Origin of the sequence: Haloactinomyces albus, assembly GCF_031458135.1 — a bacterium.
Classification (GTDB): domain Bacteria; phylum Actinomycetota; class Actinomycetes; order Mycobacteriales; family Pseudonocardiaceae; genus Haloactinomyces; species Haloactinomyces albus.
The window spans coordinates 3993800-4010223 of the sequence record NZ_JAVDXW010000001.1 but is presented as its reverse complement, the minus strand read 5'-3'; the positions used below and the strand labels follow the sequence as shown (position 1 = coordinate 4010223).

The 16424-nt window shown below is 66.9% G+C and carries 9 protein-coding genes and 3 pseudogenes; 6 read left to right on the top strand and 6 right to left on the bottom strand.

Features of this window, described 5'->3' with window-relative positions:
* Positions 1–12: 12 nt before the first annotated feature.
* A complete protein-coding gene (locus JOF55_RS19100; RefSeq protein ID WP_310276120.1) occupies positions 13–4761 on the top strand; it encodes a type I polyketide synthase in 4749 nt (1582 codons plus the stop codon).
* Entirely contained in the window at positions 4748–5587 is an 840-nt protein-coding gene (locus tag JOF55_RS19095) for a 2-oxo acid dehydrogenase subunit E2 (RefSeq protein ID WP_310276118.1), read from the top strand. The genes JOF55_RS19100 and JOF55_RS19095 overlap by 14 nt, the downstream gene beginning before the upstream one ends.
* Positions 5588–5722: 135 nt before the next feature.
* Here JOF55_RS19095 and JOF55_RS19090 read toward each other — a convergent pair whose 3' ends face one another.
* From JOF55_RS19090 to JOF55_RS24550, 3 genes and pseudogenes are all read right to left on the bottom strand, one after another.
* Positions 5723–7717: an FAD-dependent monooxygenase gene (locus tag JOF55_RS19090; protein ID WP_310276115.1), complete on the bottom strand. Its 1995-nt coding sequence runs from the start codon at positions 7715–7717 to the stop codon at positions 5723–5725.
* A 172-nt stretch (positions 7718–7889) separates the two neighbouring features.
* Positions 7890–8003, bottom strand: a pseudogene (locus JOF55_RS19085) (IS3 family transposase); the annotation flags it as partial.
* A 198-nt stretch (positions 8004–8201) separates the two neighbouring features.
* A pseudogene (locus JOF55_RS24550) lies at positions 8202–8620 on the bottom strand (FCD domain-containing protein); the annotation flags it as partial.
* Here JOF55_RS24550 and JOF55_RS19075 point away from each other — a divergent pair.
* From JOF55_RS19075 to JOF55_RS19060, 4 genes and pseudogenes are all read left to right on the top strand, one after another.
* Positions 8610–8864: pseudogene (locus tag JOF55_RS19075) on the top strand (fumarylacetoacetate hydrolase family protein); the annotation flags it as partial. The pseudogenes JOF55_RS24550 and JOF55_RS19075 sit on opposite strands and share 11 nt — an antisense overlap.
* Positions 8865–8879: 15 nt before the next feature.
* Positions 8880–9815, top strand: a complete 936-nt coding sequence (locus JOF55_RS19070) for a VOC family protein (protein WP_310276110.1) — start codon at positions 8880–8882, stop codon at positions 9813–9815.
* 35 nt (positions 9816–9850) lie between these two features.
* Positions 9851–10009: a hypothetical protein gene (locus JOF55_RS19065; RefSeq protein ID WP_310276108.1), complete on the top strand. Its 159-nt coding sequence runs from the start codon at positions 9851–9853 to the stop codon at positions 10007–10009.
* 64 nt (positions 10010–10073) lie between these two features.
* Entirely contained in the window at positions 10074–11105 is a 1032-nt protein-coding gene (locus JOF55_RS19060) for an MBL fold metallo-hydrolase (RefSeq protein WP_310276106.1), read from the top strand.
* Between the two features lie 151 nt (positions 11106–11256).
* Here the strand turns inward: JOF55_RS19060 and JOF55_RS19055 are convergent, their stop codons facing one another.
* The 3 genes from JOF55_RS19055 to JOF55_RS19045 all read right to left on the bottom strand — a co-directional run bounded on the left by JOF55_RS19055 (position 11257) and on the right by JOF55_RS19045 (position 15813).
* Complete coding sequence (locus JOF55_RS19055) at positions 11257–12606, bottom strand: MFS transporter (RefSeq protein ID WP_310276104.1); 1350 nt, start codon at positions 12604–12606, stop codon at positions 11257–11259.
* Between the two features lie 103 nt (positions 12607–12709).
* Positions 12710–15031 (bottom strand): cytochrome P450/oxidoreductase, encoded by a 2322-nt coding sequence (locus JOF55_RS19050; RefSeq protein ID WP_310276102.1) that lies wholly within the window; start codon positions 15029–15031, stop codon positions 12710–12712.
* 101 nt (positions 15032–15132) lie between these two features.
* Entirely contained in the window at positions 15133–15813 is a 681-nt protein-coding gene (locus JOF55_RS19045) for an IclR family transcriptional regulator (RefSeq protein ID WP_310276100.1), read from the bottom strand.
* Positions 15814–16424 lie beyond the last annotated feature (611 nt).

The window sequence follows — 16424 nt, the reverse complement described above, 5'->3', positions numbered from 1 at the left end:
AGTTCAGTTGCCATGACGAACTCGGAAAAGGAACAGAAACTCCTCGACTACCTCAAATGGGTCACCAACGATCTCCACCAGACACGCCAACGGCTGGCCGAGGCACGGTCCACTCAAAAGGAACCCATTGCGATCGTGTCGATGAGTTGCCGGTATCCAGGTGGCGTGCGCTCGGAGCGGGATTTGTGGGATCTGGTCGCCTCCGGCAAAGATGCAATCGACGGATTTCCCCAGGACCGGGGGTGGGATCTGGACAACCTGTTCGATACGGATCCGGAGAAGAAAGGCAAGAGCTACGCCCACGAAGGCGGTTTCCTCAATGACGCGTCCGGATTCGACGCGGGGTTCTTCGGAATCAGCCCTCGCGAGGCGATGGCGATGGACCCGCAGCAGCGACTACTCCTGGAAAGCTCCTGGGAAGCATTCGAACACGGTGGAATCGATCCCGGCGACATGCGCGGATCCCGGACGGGTGTGTTCTCGGGCGTGATGTACACCGATTACGGCTCTCGCGTTCAGCAGCCGCCGGAAGAAGTCGAGGGGCTGCTCGGAATCGGCAGCGCGGGCAGCGTCGCCTCCGGGCGGGTAGCTTACACCCTGGGCTTGGAAGGTCCGGCCCTCACCGTCGACACGGCGTGCTCGTCGTCCCTGGTTGCCCTGCACCTGGCCGTTCGAGCGCTGCGTAACGACGAGTGCTCGTTGGCCTTGGCCGGTGGGGTGACGGTGATGGCCACGCCGGGGGTCTTCGTCGAGTTCTCCCGCCAACGTGGCCTGGCACCCAACGGACGATGCAAGCCCTTCTCCGCCGCGGCCGATGGAACCGGATGGGGCGAGGGCATCGGCATCCTGCTGCTCGAACGGCTGTCGGATGCCCGTGCCAACGGACATCCCGTGCTGGCCGTGCTGCGGGGTTCCGCGGTGAACCAGGACGGCGCGTCCAACGGATTGACCTCTCCGAACGGACCGGCCCAGGAACGCCTCATCCACCAGGCTCTCACCGACGCCGGGCTCGACACCCACGACATCGATGCCGTCGAGGCCCACGGCACCGGCACCGAACTGGGTGACCCCATCGAAGCCCAAGCTCTGCTGGGCACCTACGGTCACCAACGCGCCTACGACAGGCCGTTGTACATGGGTTCGATCAAATCGAACATCGGCCACACCCAGGCCGCCGCCGGCGTCGCAGGCGTCATCAAGATGGTCCAGGCCATGCGTCACCGGGTGCTCCCGAAGACCCTGTACGCCGACGAACCCACACCGCACATCGACTGGGACAGCGAGGCTGTCGCGCTGCTCGGCGAAGCACGTGACTGGATCCCGAACGGCAACCAGCCCCGGCGCGCCGGAGTCTCCTCGTTCGGCATTTCCGGCACCAACGCCCACGTCATCGTGGAGCAGGCGCCGGAGAGCGAAGAAGCTTCGCATACCACGGAGCAGCCGAACGAACGCATGACTCCGTGGGTGATTTCCGCACGTAGTGCCGATGCCTTGCGTGATCAGGCGGTGCGACTGCGCTCGTTCGTGCGGGAGAACCCGAACCTGCGGATCGCGGATGTCGGCTTCTCGCTGGCGACCACTCGTACGCACTTCGAACACCGTGCGGCACTCGTCGGAGCCGACCGGGACACCTTCCTGTACGGGTTGGACGCCCTGACCCAAGGCGAACCGTCGCCCACCCTGGTGCGGGGATCGGCTTCCGACAAGAACGTGACGGCATTCCTTTTCACCGGCCAGGGGTCCCAACGTCTGGGGATGGGCCGTGAACTGTATGAGAGCTTCCCGGTGTTCGCCGGCGCGTTCGACGATGTCTGTCAGGCCCTGGATCGGCATCTGGACCAGCCGATACGCGATGTCGTGTTCGCCGAACCGGAATCCGAGCAGGCGAAGCTGCTCGACCGGACGATGTACACGCAAGCGGCGCTGTTCGCGTTGGAGACCGCACTGTACCGGTTGGTCGGCCACTGGGGACTGCATCCCGATTACCTGGCCGGGCACTCGATCGGCGAGCTCACCGCCGCGCATATCGCCGGGGTCGTGTCCTTACCGGATGCCGCTGCCATGGTCGCGGCCCGTGGCCGGCTGATGGAGGAAGCTCGGGACGACGGCGCGATGGTCTCCGTCGATGCCTCCGAGGACGAAGTGCTGGCCGTACTCGCGCATCGAACGGACGATCTGCGGATCGGCGCCGTCAACGGTCCGAGATCGGTCGTCATCTCCGGCGACGAGGAGCTCGCCGTGGAGGTCATGGAGCACTTCAAAAGCGAGGGGCACAAGGTCCGGCGCCTGAAGGTGAGCCATGCCTTCCACTCCCCGCACATGAACGAGGCCGCCGACAAGTTCGGCGATGTGGTCGCCGGACTGGAGCTTCGGCCGCCGACAATGCCGATTGTGTCCAACCTCACCGGACAACTGGCCACAGCCGAGCAGATGTGTTCGCCGGAGTACTGGTGCAACCACATCCGCTACGCCGTTCGGTTCGACGACGCCATTCACACGCTGTACACGAATGGCGTTACCCGCTACCTCGAACTCGGCCCGGATGCCACTCTCACCGCGATGGCGGACAGCAGCCTGAAGCAGTATGCCGACGCGTCCGTGCAACCGAGCCTGACGCCCGTGCTGCGGCCGCGGCGGCCCGAAATCCGGTCCGCGTTGAGCACACTCAGCGAGCAACACGTCACCGGCTACCCCGTCGATTGGCACACGGTATTCGAAGACACCGAGGCACGACGGGTCGAGCTGCCGGGCTATCCCTTCCAGCACCGCCCCTACTGGCTGCACGATTCCGCGCCCTCGGCCGGCACTCCAGGCAGGAAAGACCCCGGGATCGAAGCCGAGTTCTGGAAGCTGGTCGAGCAGCAGGACACGAACTCGCTTGCCGCGATACTGGGAATGTCCGAGGAGCAACGATCCGGTCTGGCCACGATCCTTCCCACACTGTCCCAATGGCGGCGAAAGGACGGCTGGCGTTTTCGGATCGGCTGGAACCCGCTGCCGGACCTCGATACGGCTGCCCTCTCCGGCCGATGGCTGGTGGTCCTTCCCGAGGAGTGGGCGGACAGCGAGTTCACCCACGCGGTCACCGAGGCGTTGATCGATGCCGGCGCCGAGGTCCTAACGGTGGTCGTCGATGAACGCGTCGAGGATCACGATGTCCTGAGCGGATACCTGAGCAAGGCGATCGCGACAGGAACCCGGTCATCCGATCCTGTCCACGGTGTCCTGTCATTGCTGGCGCTGACCGCCGATCGGGAGGGGCCCGAGAACGGCATGAGCTGTCCCGGCTCGTTGATCGTGCTGGCCGAGGCACTGGAGGACGCGGAGATCGCCGCACCGATGTGGACGATCACACGCGGTGCCTTCTCCGTGACCGATTCCCCCGGGACAGTGGATCCGTCACCCTGGCAGGCCGCCACGTGGGGGCTCGCCCAGGCGATGGCCGTCGAGTCGCCGGCGCGGTGGGGCGGCATGATCGATCTGCCCGAGGCACTCGATGGCAACACTCGACATCAGCTGCCCGCCGTACTGGCTTCCGGAACCCGATCCGTCGACACGGGGGAGAATCAGATCGCACTACGCGGTTCGCGCGGCTACGCCAAGCGGCTGCTACCGGTGCGTCCGCTCGACAACGAGCAGTCGTGGACACCGAGTGGCACCGTCCTGGTGACGGGCGTCGATTCGGTGATCGGCCGGGAAGCCGCAGTGTGGCTGGCCGAGCACGGCGCCGAACATCTGTTGCTCACCCTCTCGACCGACACCGGTTCGCGGGAGGCCGAGGTACTCGAAGCCGAGCTGTCCCGTTTCGGGGTGCCGATCAGCTTGGTCCGCTGCGAGCTCACCGATCAGGACGCGGTCGCGGGGATCCTTGCCGATGTACCGGCGGAGAGACCACTCAACGCGGTGGTGCACACGACCGCGGCCGCCATCGAATCACCAGCAGTACCACCGAGCAGCAAGCAGATCCGGAACACGCTGGCTCCCGCAGTCACAGCAGCAACCGTCCTGGACGAGCTGACACGGGAACGATCTCTGGCTGCGTTCGTGCTCTTCGCTCCTGCGGCCGGAGTTCTCGGTGTGCCCGGGTTTTCGGCCCAAGGCACGGTACAAGCCTACTTCGATGCCCTGGTATCGACTCGCCGGGCGCAATCACGCCCGGCGACCGCAATCGCCTGGGGACCGGTGGACACAGGCACCGACGAGACCGAACGCTTCGGGCTGCGCCCGCTGTCCGCTCGGTTCGCCATGGAGGTCCTGGGGCAGGCCGCCGACTCGGGCCCCGATTGTCTGTTACTCGCCGACTTCGACCGTGCAGTCCTGCGGGAAAATACCGCCGCAAGTCACGAGCACTTCCTGCGAGAAGTGCTCGATTTCGACACACACGATGGATCGCCCTTCGGAGACGAGCCGACGCCGCTGCTGTCCCGGCTCCACACGCTTTCGGACGAGGAAAAACTACGGACCGTGCTGGAACGTGTATACCGCAACGCGGCATCCGTTCTCGGGCTCGACTCGGTCGAGGAAATTTCCGAGGACTCCAACTTGCTGGACCTGGGTTTTTCCTCATTCAGCGCACTCGAACTGAGCAACCGGCTGCGCCTGGAGGGACTGGAAATGTCGCCCGCGATCTTCTACGAGAATCCGAACCCACTCGACATCGCCCGTCAGCTGCTGCTGGTCCTCGATGGCGGAGCCTCCGAACTCGACGACGAATCCGACCCCGACGAACCGAATGGAGGAATCCACCATGGCCAATCCTGATACCACCGGCGAAAGCCCGACCATCACCACAATCGCGAGGGAGCGCCGCCACACGCTCAACTTCCTCAAGGAGATCCGTTCGTTCTCGCCGGTTTTCCTGGACACCGAGGTTGACATGACTGCCGTTCAGCAGCATCGGAATGCAGCACGGGAGGCCGGCGAACGATACTCCTTGGTGACCTACGTCCTGCACGCGGCAGCACGGGTCTTGGCCGACCATCCGGAAGCCAACGCGGCGATCCGCGGCAGTGCTCGGCCGCGGATGGCATGGCACGGTGCCGTGAACGGTAAGCTCACCCTGGACAAGACGATCAACGGCCAACGGGTCGTGCTGGCCACGGTGCTGTCGGGGCTGGAAAGCGCCGAAATGGCCGAGATCCAGCGCAAGATCGAACCGTTTCGGGACGGGGATCCGCACACGATGCCCGAGTTCAAACCGGTCCGGTTGCTGCAGCGGCTGCCCTGGCCCCTGGATCGGCTACTGTACCGGCTCGCCGCACGGCCATTGAAACGCCGTGGCGCCACCCTCGGCACTTTCGCCGTCACCTCGTTGGGCCATCGCCCGGTTGACGGTTTCCACTCGGTCGGCGGCACGACCATCACCCTGGGCGTCGGACGGGTCATCGACCGTCCTGTCGTCAAGGACGGCAAAGTGGACATCGCTCCCGTGTTGCGTCTGAACCTGGCTTTCGATCATCGGGCGATCGACGGAGCCGAGGCCGCGGACGTCTTGGCAGATCTCAAGGAAAACCTCGAGAATTTCCGGGCACCGGTGACACCTGCCGACACCCGGCATACCGAACCAGCCACGAACCAGACCTACTGAGCCCGAATCCATCGAGCCGCCTTGTGTTGATCTTCGTGGGATCTGAACCCGTTGGTGGTTGTGGTGGCTGGGTGCAGACGTGCGGGACCGGCCGCTCACCGGTCTGCAGCCTTCTCCGGCCGGGCCGGGCGGGGGTCATCCGCCGTGGTGCGCGAGACTCGTGCGCTGCGGTGAAGTGGCCGCCGCGCCGGCGGTTTCACGATCGGACGAGGTGGTGGGCGTGCCGACCTCGACCAGTGCTCCGCGGAGGAAGTCGACGAGCTCGTGGTGGGCGTCGAGGGGGAGAACATGCGCGACGTACTGGTCCGGGCGGACGACCACGAGGGCTCCGTGGTCCCGATCCAGGCCACGCCGATCGAAGATGTCGGTAGCCGGATCGGGGCAGAAGACCTTCTCGTAGTCGATGAGCTCGAACGGTCCCTTACGGGGAAGAAGTACCGGCGGCACGTCCTCCACGGTGACGTCGCGATGTCCCTGCTGGAGCACGGCCCGGACGTCGATCACCGAATCGGGGTCGGCGTCGGGTGGGGTGAACCGGGCGATCGGTGAGTCCTGCGAGGCCAGGAACTCGGCCAGTTCCCGCAGCCGGGAGTCGGGGGCGCTCGGGTGGGCCCGGTCGGCGAACGCGTAGAGGCGCCAGGCGCCATCGGCCCGGGCCGCGTGGCCGAGGTGCACCGGTTTGGCATCGGCCAGCCGGATGACCGGCGCGGAATGGAACCGCATCCCGAGCTGGAATCCCTCCGCCACGTGCTGGTGGGGTGATGCCGCGGTGAGGACGGAGGGCCCGTAACGCACCGCGACGCCGGCGGTGAACCGGCCTTTGTCGCGGAAGTAATTCTGGAACCGCGTCGGATCGGTCTCCTCGCCGTCGTCGTCCGGCCGCTCGCTGAACAGCGCCGCGAACTCGCGGTCGAAGTCGATGAGCTCCTGGGCGACCTGCTGGCGTTCCGCGGAGTAGGTGCTCAGCACCTCGGGTCGCGAGGTCCCGTTGAGCACGGTGCCGAGCTTCCAGCCGAGGTTCCAGGAGTCGGCCATCGAGACGTTCATGCCCTGCCCGGCCTTCGCGCTGTGGGTGTGGCAGGCATCGCCGGCGATGAACACCCGCGGCAGGCGGCTGCCGACCTCGGCGTCGCCGACGTCGTCGAAGCGGTCGCACAGGCGCTGGCCGACCTCGTAGACCGACCACCAGCCGACGTGCTTCACATCGATGCTGTAGGGGTGCAGGATCCGGTTGGCGACCGCGGTGAGCTTTTCCGGGGTCGCACTGCGGTTTTGCAGCATCTCGGCGTCGCGGTCGTTGTCGAGCTCGATGTAGAGCCGGACCAGGTAGCCGCCTTCGCGCGGGATGATCAGGAGGCTGCCCTGCTCGGACTGGATGGTGGACTTGAGCCGGATGTCGGGGAAGTCGGTGACGGCCAGGACGTCCAGCACGCCCCAGGACTGGTTGGCCTCGTCACCCTCGAGACTGCGACCGATGGACTCCCGGGTGGCGCTGCGCGCGCCGTCGCAGCCGACGACGTAGCGGGCGCGGATGGTCGAGGTCTCCCCGGTCGGCTCGAAGTCCTCGAGGTGCTGCAGCGTGACCGTGGCCGGGTGTTCGGCGTTGCTTTCGGTGTCGACCTGCACGTCGGTGGCGTGCAGCCCGTAGAAAGGCTCGGCACGGGTGGCGGAGCGGCGCATGTGGTCGCGCAGGTAGGTCAGCATCCGTGCCTGGTTGACGATCATGTGCGGCATCTCGGAGAGGTCGTCCTCGACGTCGTCGATGCGTCCGGTGCGGACGATCGAGTCATGGTCCTCGGGGTCCGGTCGCCAGAAGGTGACCTCGTTGACCTGGTAGCCCTCGTGGATGAGCTGGTCGGCCAGGCCGAACGTCTCGAAGATCTCCACCGTGCGGCACGCGACGCCGTCGGCTTGGCCGACCTCGAGCGGCCCGTCCCGCCGGTCGACGATCACGGTGCGGAGCTCGGGGAACTCGGCGAGCTGGGCCGCCAGGAGCAGCCCGGCCGGACCGCAGCCGAGGATCACGACATCGGCCTCCTCCGGCAGGCCGGTTGGACGCTCGGCCAGGGACGGGTGAGGATCCGCGACGAACGGGTCCCCGGGCTTGTATCCGTCGAGATAGAACTGCACTGCTCTGGCTCCTTTGGGCGTCGAACTCCCCGGGCCGTCGGGTGAAGGGCCGCCGAGCCCTACCGCGGACCACCGGGTGACACGTTCCATCGTGCGACAAGTTACTCCCTGAGGAACAGAACGTTCTGTTATGAAGAACACCTCCGAAATCGGGGAAGCGCCACGGAGCCCGTAGTTCCCACACCAGCCGTTCCACGGCGCAACGGGTCGCCCGGACTCCTTCCCGGTTCAGCACCGGCCATACCTTCCGTCCGCCGTAGGCGCCGTAGCTCTCGGCGTGCACCCGTTGGGCTCGGAAACCATCGTTCAGCGATACGGGAGCGCTTACTCGGACCAGGCGGAGTTTTTGATGCCCTCGACGAAGTCGCCGCGGACGAATCCGGGCCGAAACACCGTTCGTGAAAACAGTCCCGTGCACGAGCTCTGCGGTCTCGGCTTCAGCCGTGTTTCGGCCGCCGCCGTTCAGGAGATCACCCAGGCCCCATCATGGCCGCTCGCCGATGTCGGCGGTGTTGGGTTCGTCGGAGGCACCCCGGATCACCAGCTGCGCGGTGTGCGCGATGTGGTCGCGCAGGAGCTCGCAGGCCGTGTCGGCCTCTCGTGCGGTCGCGGCATCGAGGAGCGCCCGGTGTTCCGCGGCGACGTCGCGGTCGGGTTCCTGGCCGAAGGAGACCGACCATTGCAGGTACAGCTCGGCCTTTCGCGCAGCTTGCGCGCCGTGGCCAGCAACCGTCGGTTCGGGCATCCGGCCAGTAGCGCTTGGTGGAACGCCGCGTGCGCGGCCGACCACGCGTCGCCGGGGTGATCGGTGTCATCGTCACCGAGGAACGGGGTGCGCTCCAGCACGTGATGCGCGGCCACGGCCTGTGACTCCCAGTGCATGTCGCCCTGCTGCACCGACAACGGCCAGGAAGTCCAAAAGGGACGGACCCGGGACCTCATCTTCCCACTGTCGAAACTGGTCGCGGCACTCTCGCGCACCGTCACCCTCTACCCCGGCGACGTCGTCTTCACCGGCACACCAGCCGGGGTCGGTGTGGGGCGTGACCCGCAGCGCTTCCTGCGACCCGGCGAGCGGCTCGACAGCTGGATCGACGGGATCGGCGAACTGCATCAGACCTTCGTCGCCGGCGGCGACGCGAAGTGAGGAAGGACCACGGTCATGGCACTGCACGGGCTGGGCAAGGTCACCATCGGTGTGCCCAACGTCGACGACACCATCGCCTACTACACCGACTTCGGCCTGGAACACCGCGGCAACGGCGTGTTCGCCACCCGTGACGGTGGCGAACAGTTCGCCATCGTCTACGCTCCGACGCGCCGTCTGGTCGAGCTGTCCGTCGCCGCCGATGACGAGGACGACATCGCCGCCACCGCACGCCAGTTGAGCAAGCTGGGCGTGCCGCTCGAACACGATCCGATTCACGGCCCGTCGGCGGTACGGGCATTCGAGCCGATCACCGGCGCCGCGGTGCGCGTGGCGGTGCGGCCGCGCATCTCCATCGACCCACCCCCACCGGCCACACCGGTCAACGGGCCCGGCCGCATCGACCGGTGGGGCCGGGCACCGTTCCTCTCGCGCAGCGAACCGGTGCGGCCCCGCAAGCTCGGTCACGCGGTGCTGGGCAGCACCAACCTCGAGGCGACCAAGACGTTCTTCACCGACGGACTCGGATTCCGGGTCAGCGACTACATGGAAGACCACGCCGTGTTCCTGCGCTGCTCGGTCGAGCACCACAACGTGCTCGTCATGTCCGCCCCGGTGAACTTCCTGCACCACACCAGCTGGCAAGTCGACGACGTCGACGAAGTCGGTCGCGGCGCCCACGACATGCTCGAAGGCAACCCCGAGCGCCACATCTGGGGCCTCGGTCGGCACTACGCCGGCTCCAACTTCTTCTACTACCTCAAAGACCCGGCAGGCAACTTCTCCGAGTACTACTCCGACATGGACTGCATTCCCCAGGACGAACTGTGGGATCCCGAAGTGCTGCACGGCATGGCCGGGCTGTACTCGTGGGGCCCGCCCCCGCCACCGTCGTTCCTCGAACCCGACGACCTCGCCGCCCTGATGACCGGCATGCACGCAGGCAAGTGAGGACATGGGCGACGTGTCGATGGCCGACTGCGTGCATGACGACGAACGCGGTGGGGCCTGCCACCTCACCGGAAGACGCCACGACCATGGTGTCGGGATCGGACGTGTACTCCCGGGGGCACCAGCCGCGCCGCACGCTCGTCGCCCTCCCGAGGGCGGAGAGCATGATCACCAAGGAGACGCACCACGTGTGAAGCGCACGGCGAGGCCACCACTCGGCGGTCGGTCCTCAGAAGTGCCGGCATCGCCGGTGCCGCGATGACGGGGCTGTTCGCCTCAGCACCCGAACCCGCGCGGGCAGCACGACCGGTCGGATCCGGGCGTTCCGGACTGACACTGATCGGCGCCGGCGGTGGGCCACCGCCCTGGGGCGGCCGCAGCGGCATCAGTTCAGCGATTCAGGTCGAAGATCGCACCTACCTGATCGACCTGGGCCACGGGGCATTCGAGGGCACCCACAAAGCCGGTATCGAGGCCTCCGGCATCCGCTCGGTGTTCGTGACGCACCTGCATTCCGACCACATCGCTGACCTGTACACCGTGCCCTGGCTCCGCCACGGCGGGATTCGCAGCGTGGACGGCCCCATCGACCTGTACGGACCAGGACCCGCAGGCGCACTACCACCGCCGAACCCACCGGATCGGCAAGTCTCGACGGTGTCTCCGGACAATCCCACGCCGGGGACCGTGGATTTCATCGACAAGGCCATCGAGGCGAGCGCGTATGACTTGAACATCCGCATGCGCGACGAGGCATGGCCGGATATCCGGTCGGTGCTGCGTGCGCACGACATCGCGCTGCCGGAGGTGGGCGCGAGCGCGACCGGGAACTTGTGGCCGGACATGGACCCGTTCACCGTGCTCGAAAACGACGACGTCAAGGTCAGCGCCACGCTGGTACAGCACCCGCCGGTGTTCCCGTCGTTTGCGTTCCGCTTCGACACCGACGACGGCTCGGTAGTGTTCTCCGGCGACACCAGTGCCAGTGCCAACCTGGTGCGGCTGGCCGACGACGTCGACATCCTGGTGCACGAGGTCATCGACCTCGACTGGGTCGCCGAGCAGAACGTGCCGGACTCGCTGCTCAAGCACCTCGCCGCATCGCACACCGACGTCAACAGGGTCGGAGCGATCGCCGAACGAGCCGGCGCCAAGACACTCGTGCTCAACCACCTCGTCCCCGGGGATCCATCCTCGGTCAACGACGGCCAGTGGCTACGCCGGGCACAACGCGGCTACTCCGGCAAGGTCATCCTCGGCCACGACCTCATGCAACTCGACATCGGCTGACCAACCCCCGTGCCGCTCGGTCTGACGGCATCGGCATGGCCGGCATGTCCAGCCGGCTGTGACGCCGCTGGCCGCCGCTACATTGACACGCACCCGCCTCGCCCGCCACAGCCGATCCGGTTTGTCTTCCGTGCCAACGATGCTTCCGGGACTATTTGAGGATGTTCCTCCGGTATGTCTCGGGACCGAGGTAGACGGCGAGCGCGGTGATCAGGGACATGAGGATGATGTAAACGGCGATCGGCCATGCGGCTCCGCCCGACCAGGCCAGCAGCGCGGTGGCGACCAGAGGAGCCAAGGCGCCGGCGAAGATCGACGCGATCTCGCGGCCGAAAACACTTCCGCTGTAGCGGAGCCGGGCCGGGAAGAGCTCGTTGAAATACACGCATTGTGCGGCCACCATCGCCGCCCAACCGACCGCGATGCCGAAAATGAGTGCCAGCCAGATCAGCGCTGTGGAGCCGGTGCCGACGAGCCAGAAGATCGGGAACGCCGACAGAGCCGAGAGTGCAGCGCCGGCGATGTAGACCGGACGTCGACCGACCCGGTCGGTGAGAGCACCGAACAGCGGAACCGTGACAAGCGATATCAGCGCGGCGATGACGACACCGATCAGCGCAGTGGTCCTGGGCAGATCGAGCTGCTGACTGATGTAGGTCAACATGAAGACCGCGTAGAGGTAGAGGACGACATGCTCTGCCATCCGTCCGCCCACGACGACGAGCACGTTCTTGGGTTCGGTGCGGATGGCCTCCAAAACCGGTGTCTTGACCTCGGTGCGTTCCTGCTTGAGGTTGGCGAAGGCAGGGGTCTCGTTGATGCGTGCCCGCAGGTAGAGACCCACGCCGACCATGACGATGCTGAACAGGAAGGGTATGCGCCACCCCCAGGACAAGAACTGTTCCTCCGGGAGAGACGAGAAGGCGGCAACCGCTCCGGTGGCCAGCAGTAGTCCCACCATGACTCCGGCAGCCGGCAGTGAACCGGTCACCCCGCGCCGGGACGGGGGCGCGTATTCCACCGACATGAGAGTCGCTCCACCGAACTCCGCACCTGCGCCGAAGCCTTGCAGAAGACGAAATACGACGAGAAGCACCGGAGCCCATATCCCAATGGCGTCGTAAGACGGAATGACACCCATCAGCGTCGTCGCAATTCCCATGATCAGCAGAGTGATCATCAGGATTGTTCTACGGCCCAACTTGTCCCCGTAGTTGCCCAGGACGATGCCCCCGATCGGCCGGGCGACGAAGCCGACGCCGAAGGTGGCGAACGCGACGAGGGTCCCGATCAGGGGGTCGACGGCGGGAAAGAACACTTGGTTGAAGACCACCGCTGCCATGGACCCGTACAGGAAGAAGTCGTACCACTCGATGACCGAGCCGATCAGCGCGGTCGCGGCGACTCGTCGGACGGGCGTGGCCGGTGGTTGTGCCCCACTGTCCGCGACGGATGCGGCGGTGGGGTCGGGGGCTGCTCTTTCGGATCCAGAACGTGTCATGGCACTTCCCTGCTCATCTGGCTTGGTTCGATGTTCTGGTCGGAGACGTGGTGTGCGTCGAGTTCTCTCCGTGCCGAGTTGGACGGGTTCACGGGTACGCCGGTCACAGCTGCAGTACGAGGCGGTCGCCGTGGGCTCGGGAGCAGCAGGTCATCATCCGGCTGTGCGCGGCGCGGTCGCCGCGGCCGAGCACCACGTCGCGGTGGTCGACGTCGCCGGCGAGCACGGGTGCCTCGCAGGAGCCGCACAACCCTTCCTCGCAGTCGGACTGGATGTCGATGTTGTGCTCGCGCAGCGTGTGCAGCACGGTCTTGTCCGGCGGGACCCGCAGGGTGAGGCCGGAGTCGGACAGCACCACGTCGAAGGCGTGCTCGATGCTCGGGTCGAGCGCGCCGAGGGCGGAGCTGAAGTGCTCCACGTGCAGCGCGCCGGGTTCGGGCCAGCTCTCGGCGAGCTCCTCCAGCGCCTGCACCATTCGGTCCGGACCACAGGCGTAGACCTGGGTTCCGGCGCGTACGTCGGCGAGCACGCGGGCCAGATCCAGCCGGTGCCCCTCGGCGGAGGCGTAGGTGTGCAGTCGGTCGCCGTGGTCACTCCGCAACCGGTCGAGGAAGGCCATGTGCTCGGCCGCGCGGCCGGCGTAGTGGATCTCGTAGTCCAGTCCCATCGACTTCGCCCGGTCGGCGTGCGCCAGTACCGGTGTGATGCCGATTCCGCCGGCGACCAGCACCAGCCGCTCGGCGTCCGCGTCGAGGCGGAAGTGGTTGCGCGGGCCGCGGACGTGGAAGGTCGCGCCCTCGACCGCGTTCTCGTGCACCCAGCGGGAGCCCCCACGGCTGTCGGTTTCCAGGAGCACGCCGATCTCATACGCGTGGTGGTCCTCGGCTGGACCGCACAGCGAGAACTGGCGGGTGAGGACCTCGTCCCCGTCGACGCAGTCCACGTCGATGTGCGCGCCGGAGGTCCACGCGGGCAGTGGCTTGCCGTCCGGCTCCTCGAGCCGGATGCGAACCACCCGCTCTGCGACCCGTTCCACGTGGGTCACCGTCATCGCCCGGGAGATGGCGTGTTTGGACGGCTCCCCGATGGTGACCGGGTGCCGCACATTGAGCACCTGCGGATCGTGCCGCTCGGGGTTTCGCGCCGGATCCCAGCGCACCCGCAGGTGCTCGGGGCCGCGGAAGGACGTGTTGGGCACGTACTGAAAGTCCTGCTCGACCAGCTCCAGGTGCGGCAGCCGGGTGGTGAGCTCCTGCAGGAAGATCTGCAGCTCCATCCGGGCGAGGTTTTTGCCCATGCACTGGTGCGCGCCGTAACCGAAGGTCAGGTGCTCGCCGGCGGACTCACGGCGCGGGTCGAACCGCTCGGCGTCCTCGAAGTGTCGCGGGTCGCGGTTCGCGGTGGCCTGCACGATGAGCAGCTTGGCTCCCTCGGCGATGGGCACCCCACCGACTTCGGTGTCGGTGGTGGCGACGCGGCGCCAGGCGGCCACGGAACCCGAGTGGCGCAGGCACTCCTCCACCGCGTTCGGGATGAGGGCTGGATGCGCGCACAGCTCCTCCCACCGCTCGCGGCGCTCCAGCAGCAACTTGACGGCGTTGGCGGCCGCGTGCGCGGTGGTCTCGTGAGCGGCCACGATGCCGGCCATCATGATCGAGTGCAGGTAGGAGTCGGTGACCACATCGGGATGCTCGGCCTGCCTGCGCACGCTGTACTGCATCCACCCCGGCCCACTCGGGTCCTGCCGGATCTTGTCGAGCACGTGCCCGGCGTACTGCCAAAAATTGCCCACCGCGTGGGCGACCCGCACCTGCTCCTCCGGCTTCGGGCGGCCCCAGGTGTTGACCGTGTGCGCGACCGAGTACTCCTTGAGCGGGCCGATGTCCTCCTCGGGCACGCCCAAAAACCGCATCGCCACCGTGAGCGGCACCTGGTAGAGCATCTCGGTGACCAGGTCGACCTCGCCGTCGTCGACGAAGGCGTCCACGGCCTCCCGGGCCATCCGCCGCACCATGTCTTCGCGCTCGACCAGCGCCGGAGCGGTGAACGGTTCCATCAGCACCCGGCGGCGCGGCATGTGCTCGGGCTCGTCCTCGTTCACCAGGGTCCGGTTCATCGCGTAGCCGTAGCTGCGCAGCACCTCATCGGCCTCGGTGATCGTGGGCGTGATCTTCTCCAGCGCGATCGAGGGGGAGAAGGTGATGTTGTCGCGGAAGACCGCCTTCACGTCCTCGTACCGGGTCACCACCCAGTAGCCCAACTCGGGTGAGTAGAAGACCGGCTCCTCCTCGCGCGCCCAGGCCAGCGCGGCCCCCGGGTCGTGCTGATACTCGTCGCCGAAGGGAGTGAACGCCGCCGCTCGGTCCGACACCGGGCACCCCTGCGGGGTCACCGGGCATCCCTGCGTGACCGACTCGCCCGTCATACACATCTCCCAGGTGTCTCTCATATCGCACACATTTGTGCTTTAACCGAAACTTCCTGGAAACGTAAGCGAGTTCACACACCGCGGTCAACCCCGAGCGCTCAGCCGGTCAGCAGAGCGCCCAGACGAACGGCCGCCGCCCGGGACTCGCGGACCGCGCGCTCGGTGTCCAGCCCACCCAGGACCACGACCCCGACCGAGGCCTCGATCCCGGCGGCCTCCAGCGCGGGAATGCCGGCCAACCCCACGCTCACGCCGGTGGCGCCGGTCTGCAGCTGACCGTGCGTGAGGCTGTAGCCGCGCTCCCGCGCGGTGCGCACGTCCTCGCTGTCGTGCGGGGACTCCGGGCGGGTGGCCAGGATCGCCAGCCCTGGCGCGCCGCGGTGCAGCGGATGCCGGGCCCCCTCCTGGTAGTAGACCCGCAGCGCCTGGCCGCGGGCCTCCTCGACCATGACCACGACACACTCGTCCCCCTCGGCCACCGACACGAAGCTGGTGGCCTGAGTACGATCGGCGAGCTCCTTGAGGGCCGGGCGACCCGCCGTCATCAGCTGCGGAGCGAACCTGCGGGACAGCGTCGCCACCGCCGCGCCCAGGCGTACCCGGCCGCCCTCGTCCCGGGCGACAAGGCCGTGGCCCTCCAGCGTGCCCACGATGCGGTAGGCAATGGCGCGATGCACGCCCAACTCCTCCGCGATCTCACTGACCAGCACACCACTCGGCTGCAGCGACACGAAGTTCAGGGTCCGCAACCCGCGATCCAGGGTCTGCAATGTCGACATGTCACGACTATCGCACTTCAGTCTGCGATAAAAGCGACTGGCGGGTTTGTGCCTGCGTGGTCCGGTGCCCCGGAACACCGCCACCGAGCCCGAGGTCACCCGCAACGGGTGCCGGGGGCCGAGGACCATTCGGGACAGCGGAAACACCGGTGAGTATCGCTCCGGAGAACCGCCGGGGCTGACTTTCCGAAGCTCCTGCCCTGAGCTGCTTCCGAGCAGAACCACCACCACGTCCGTCGGCCAAACCGCCGGACCGTGTCGCAGGCAGCTCGCACAACTCGGGCGACCACGACGAGCTTTCGACCCTGACCGCCAGCACGCCGACCACCTCCGACAGGACCAGTCGCGCCGATCCCGCATGGATTGTCGAAGAGTCGAAACCGCCTGACCGCGACGGCCACAGAACGCCTGACGCCACTGTCCACGTGTGATGGTCCGGCGAGCCGATTTCGCCACTGTGCTGCCTCATTGGCGCACAAACGGATTGGTACAGCGCACGAAGAGAAGGGTCTGAGGGTAAGCGGAGGTGACCGCCCACTTTCCACGCGCGGGCATAGCCAGCGATGCAGGGGCACGATCAACCGTTCACCGCCGTCGACGAAGTACGGGCC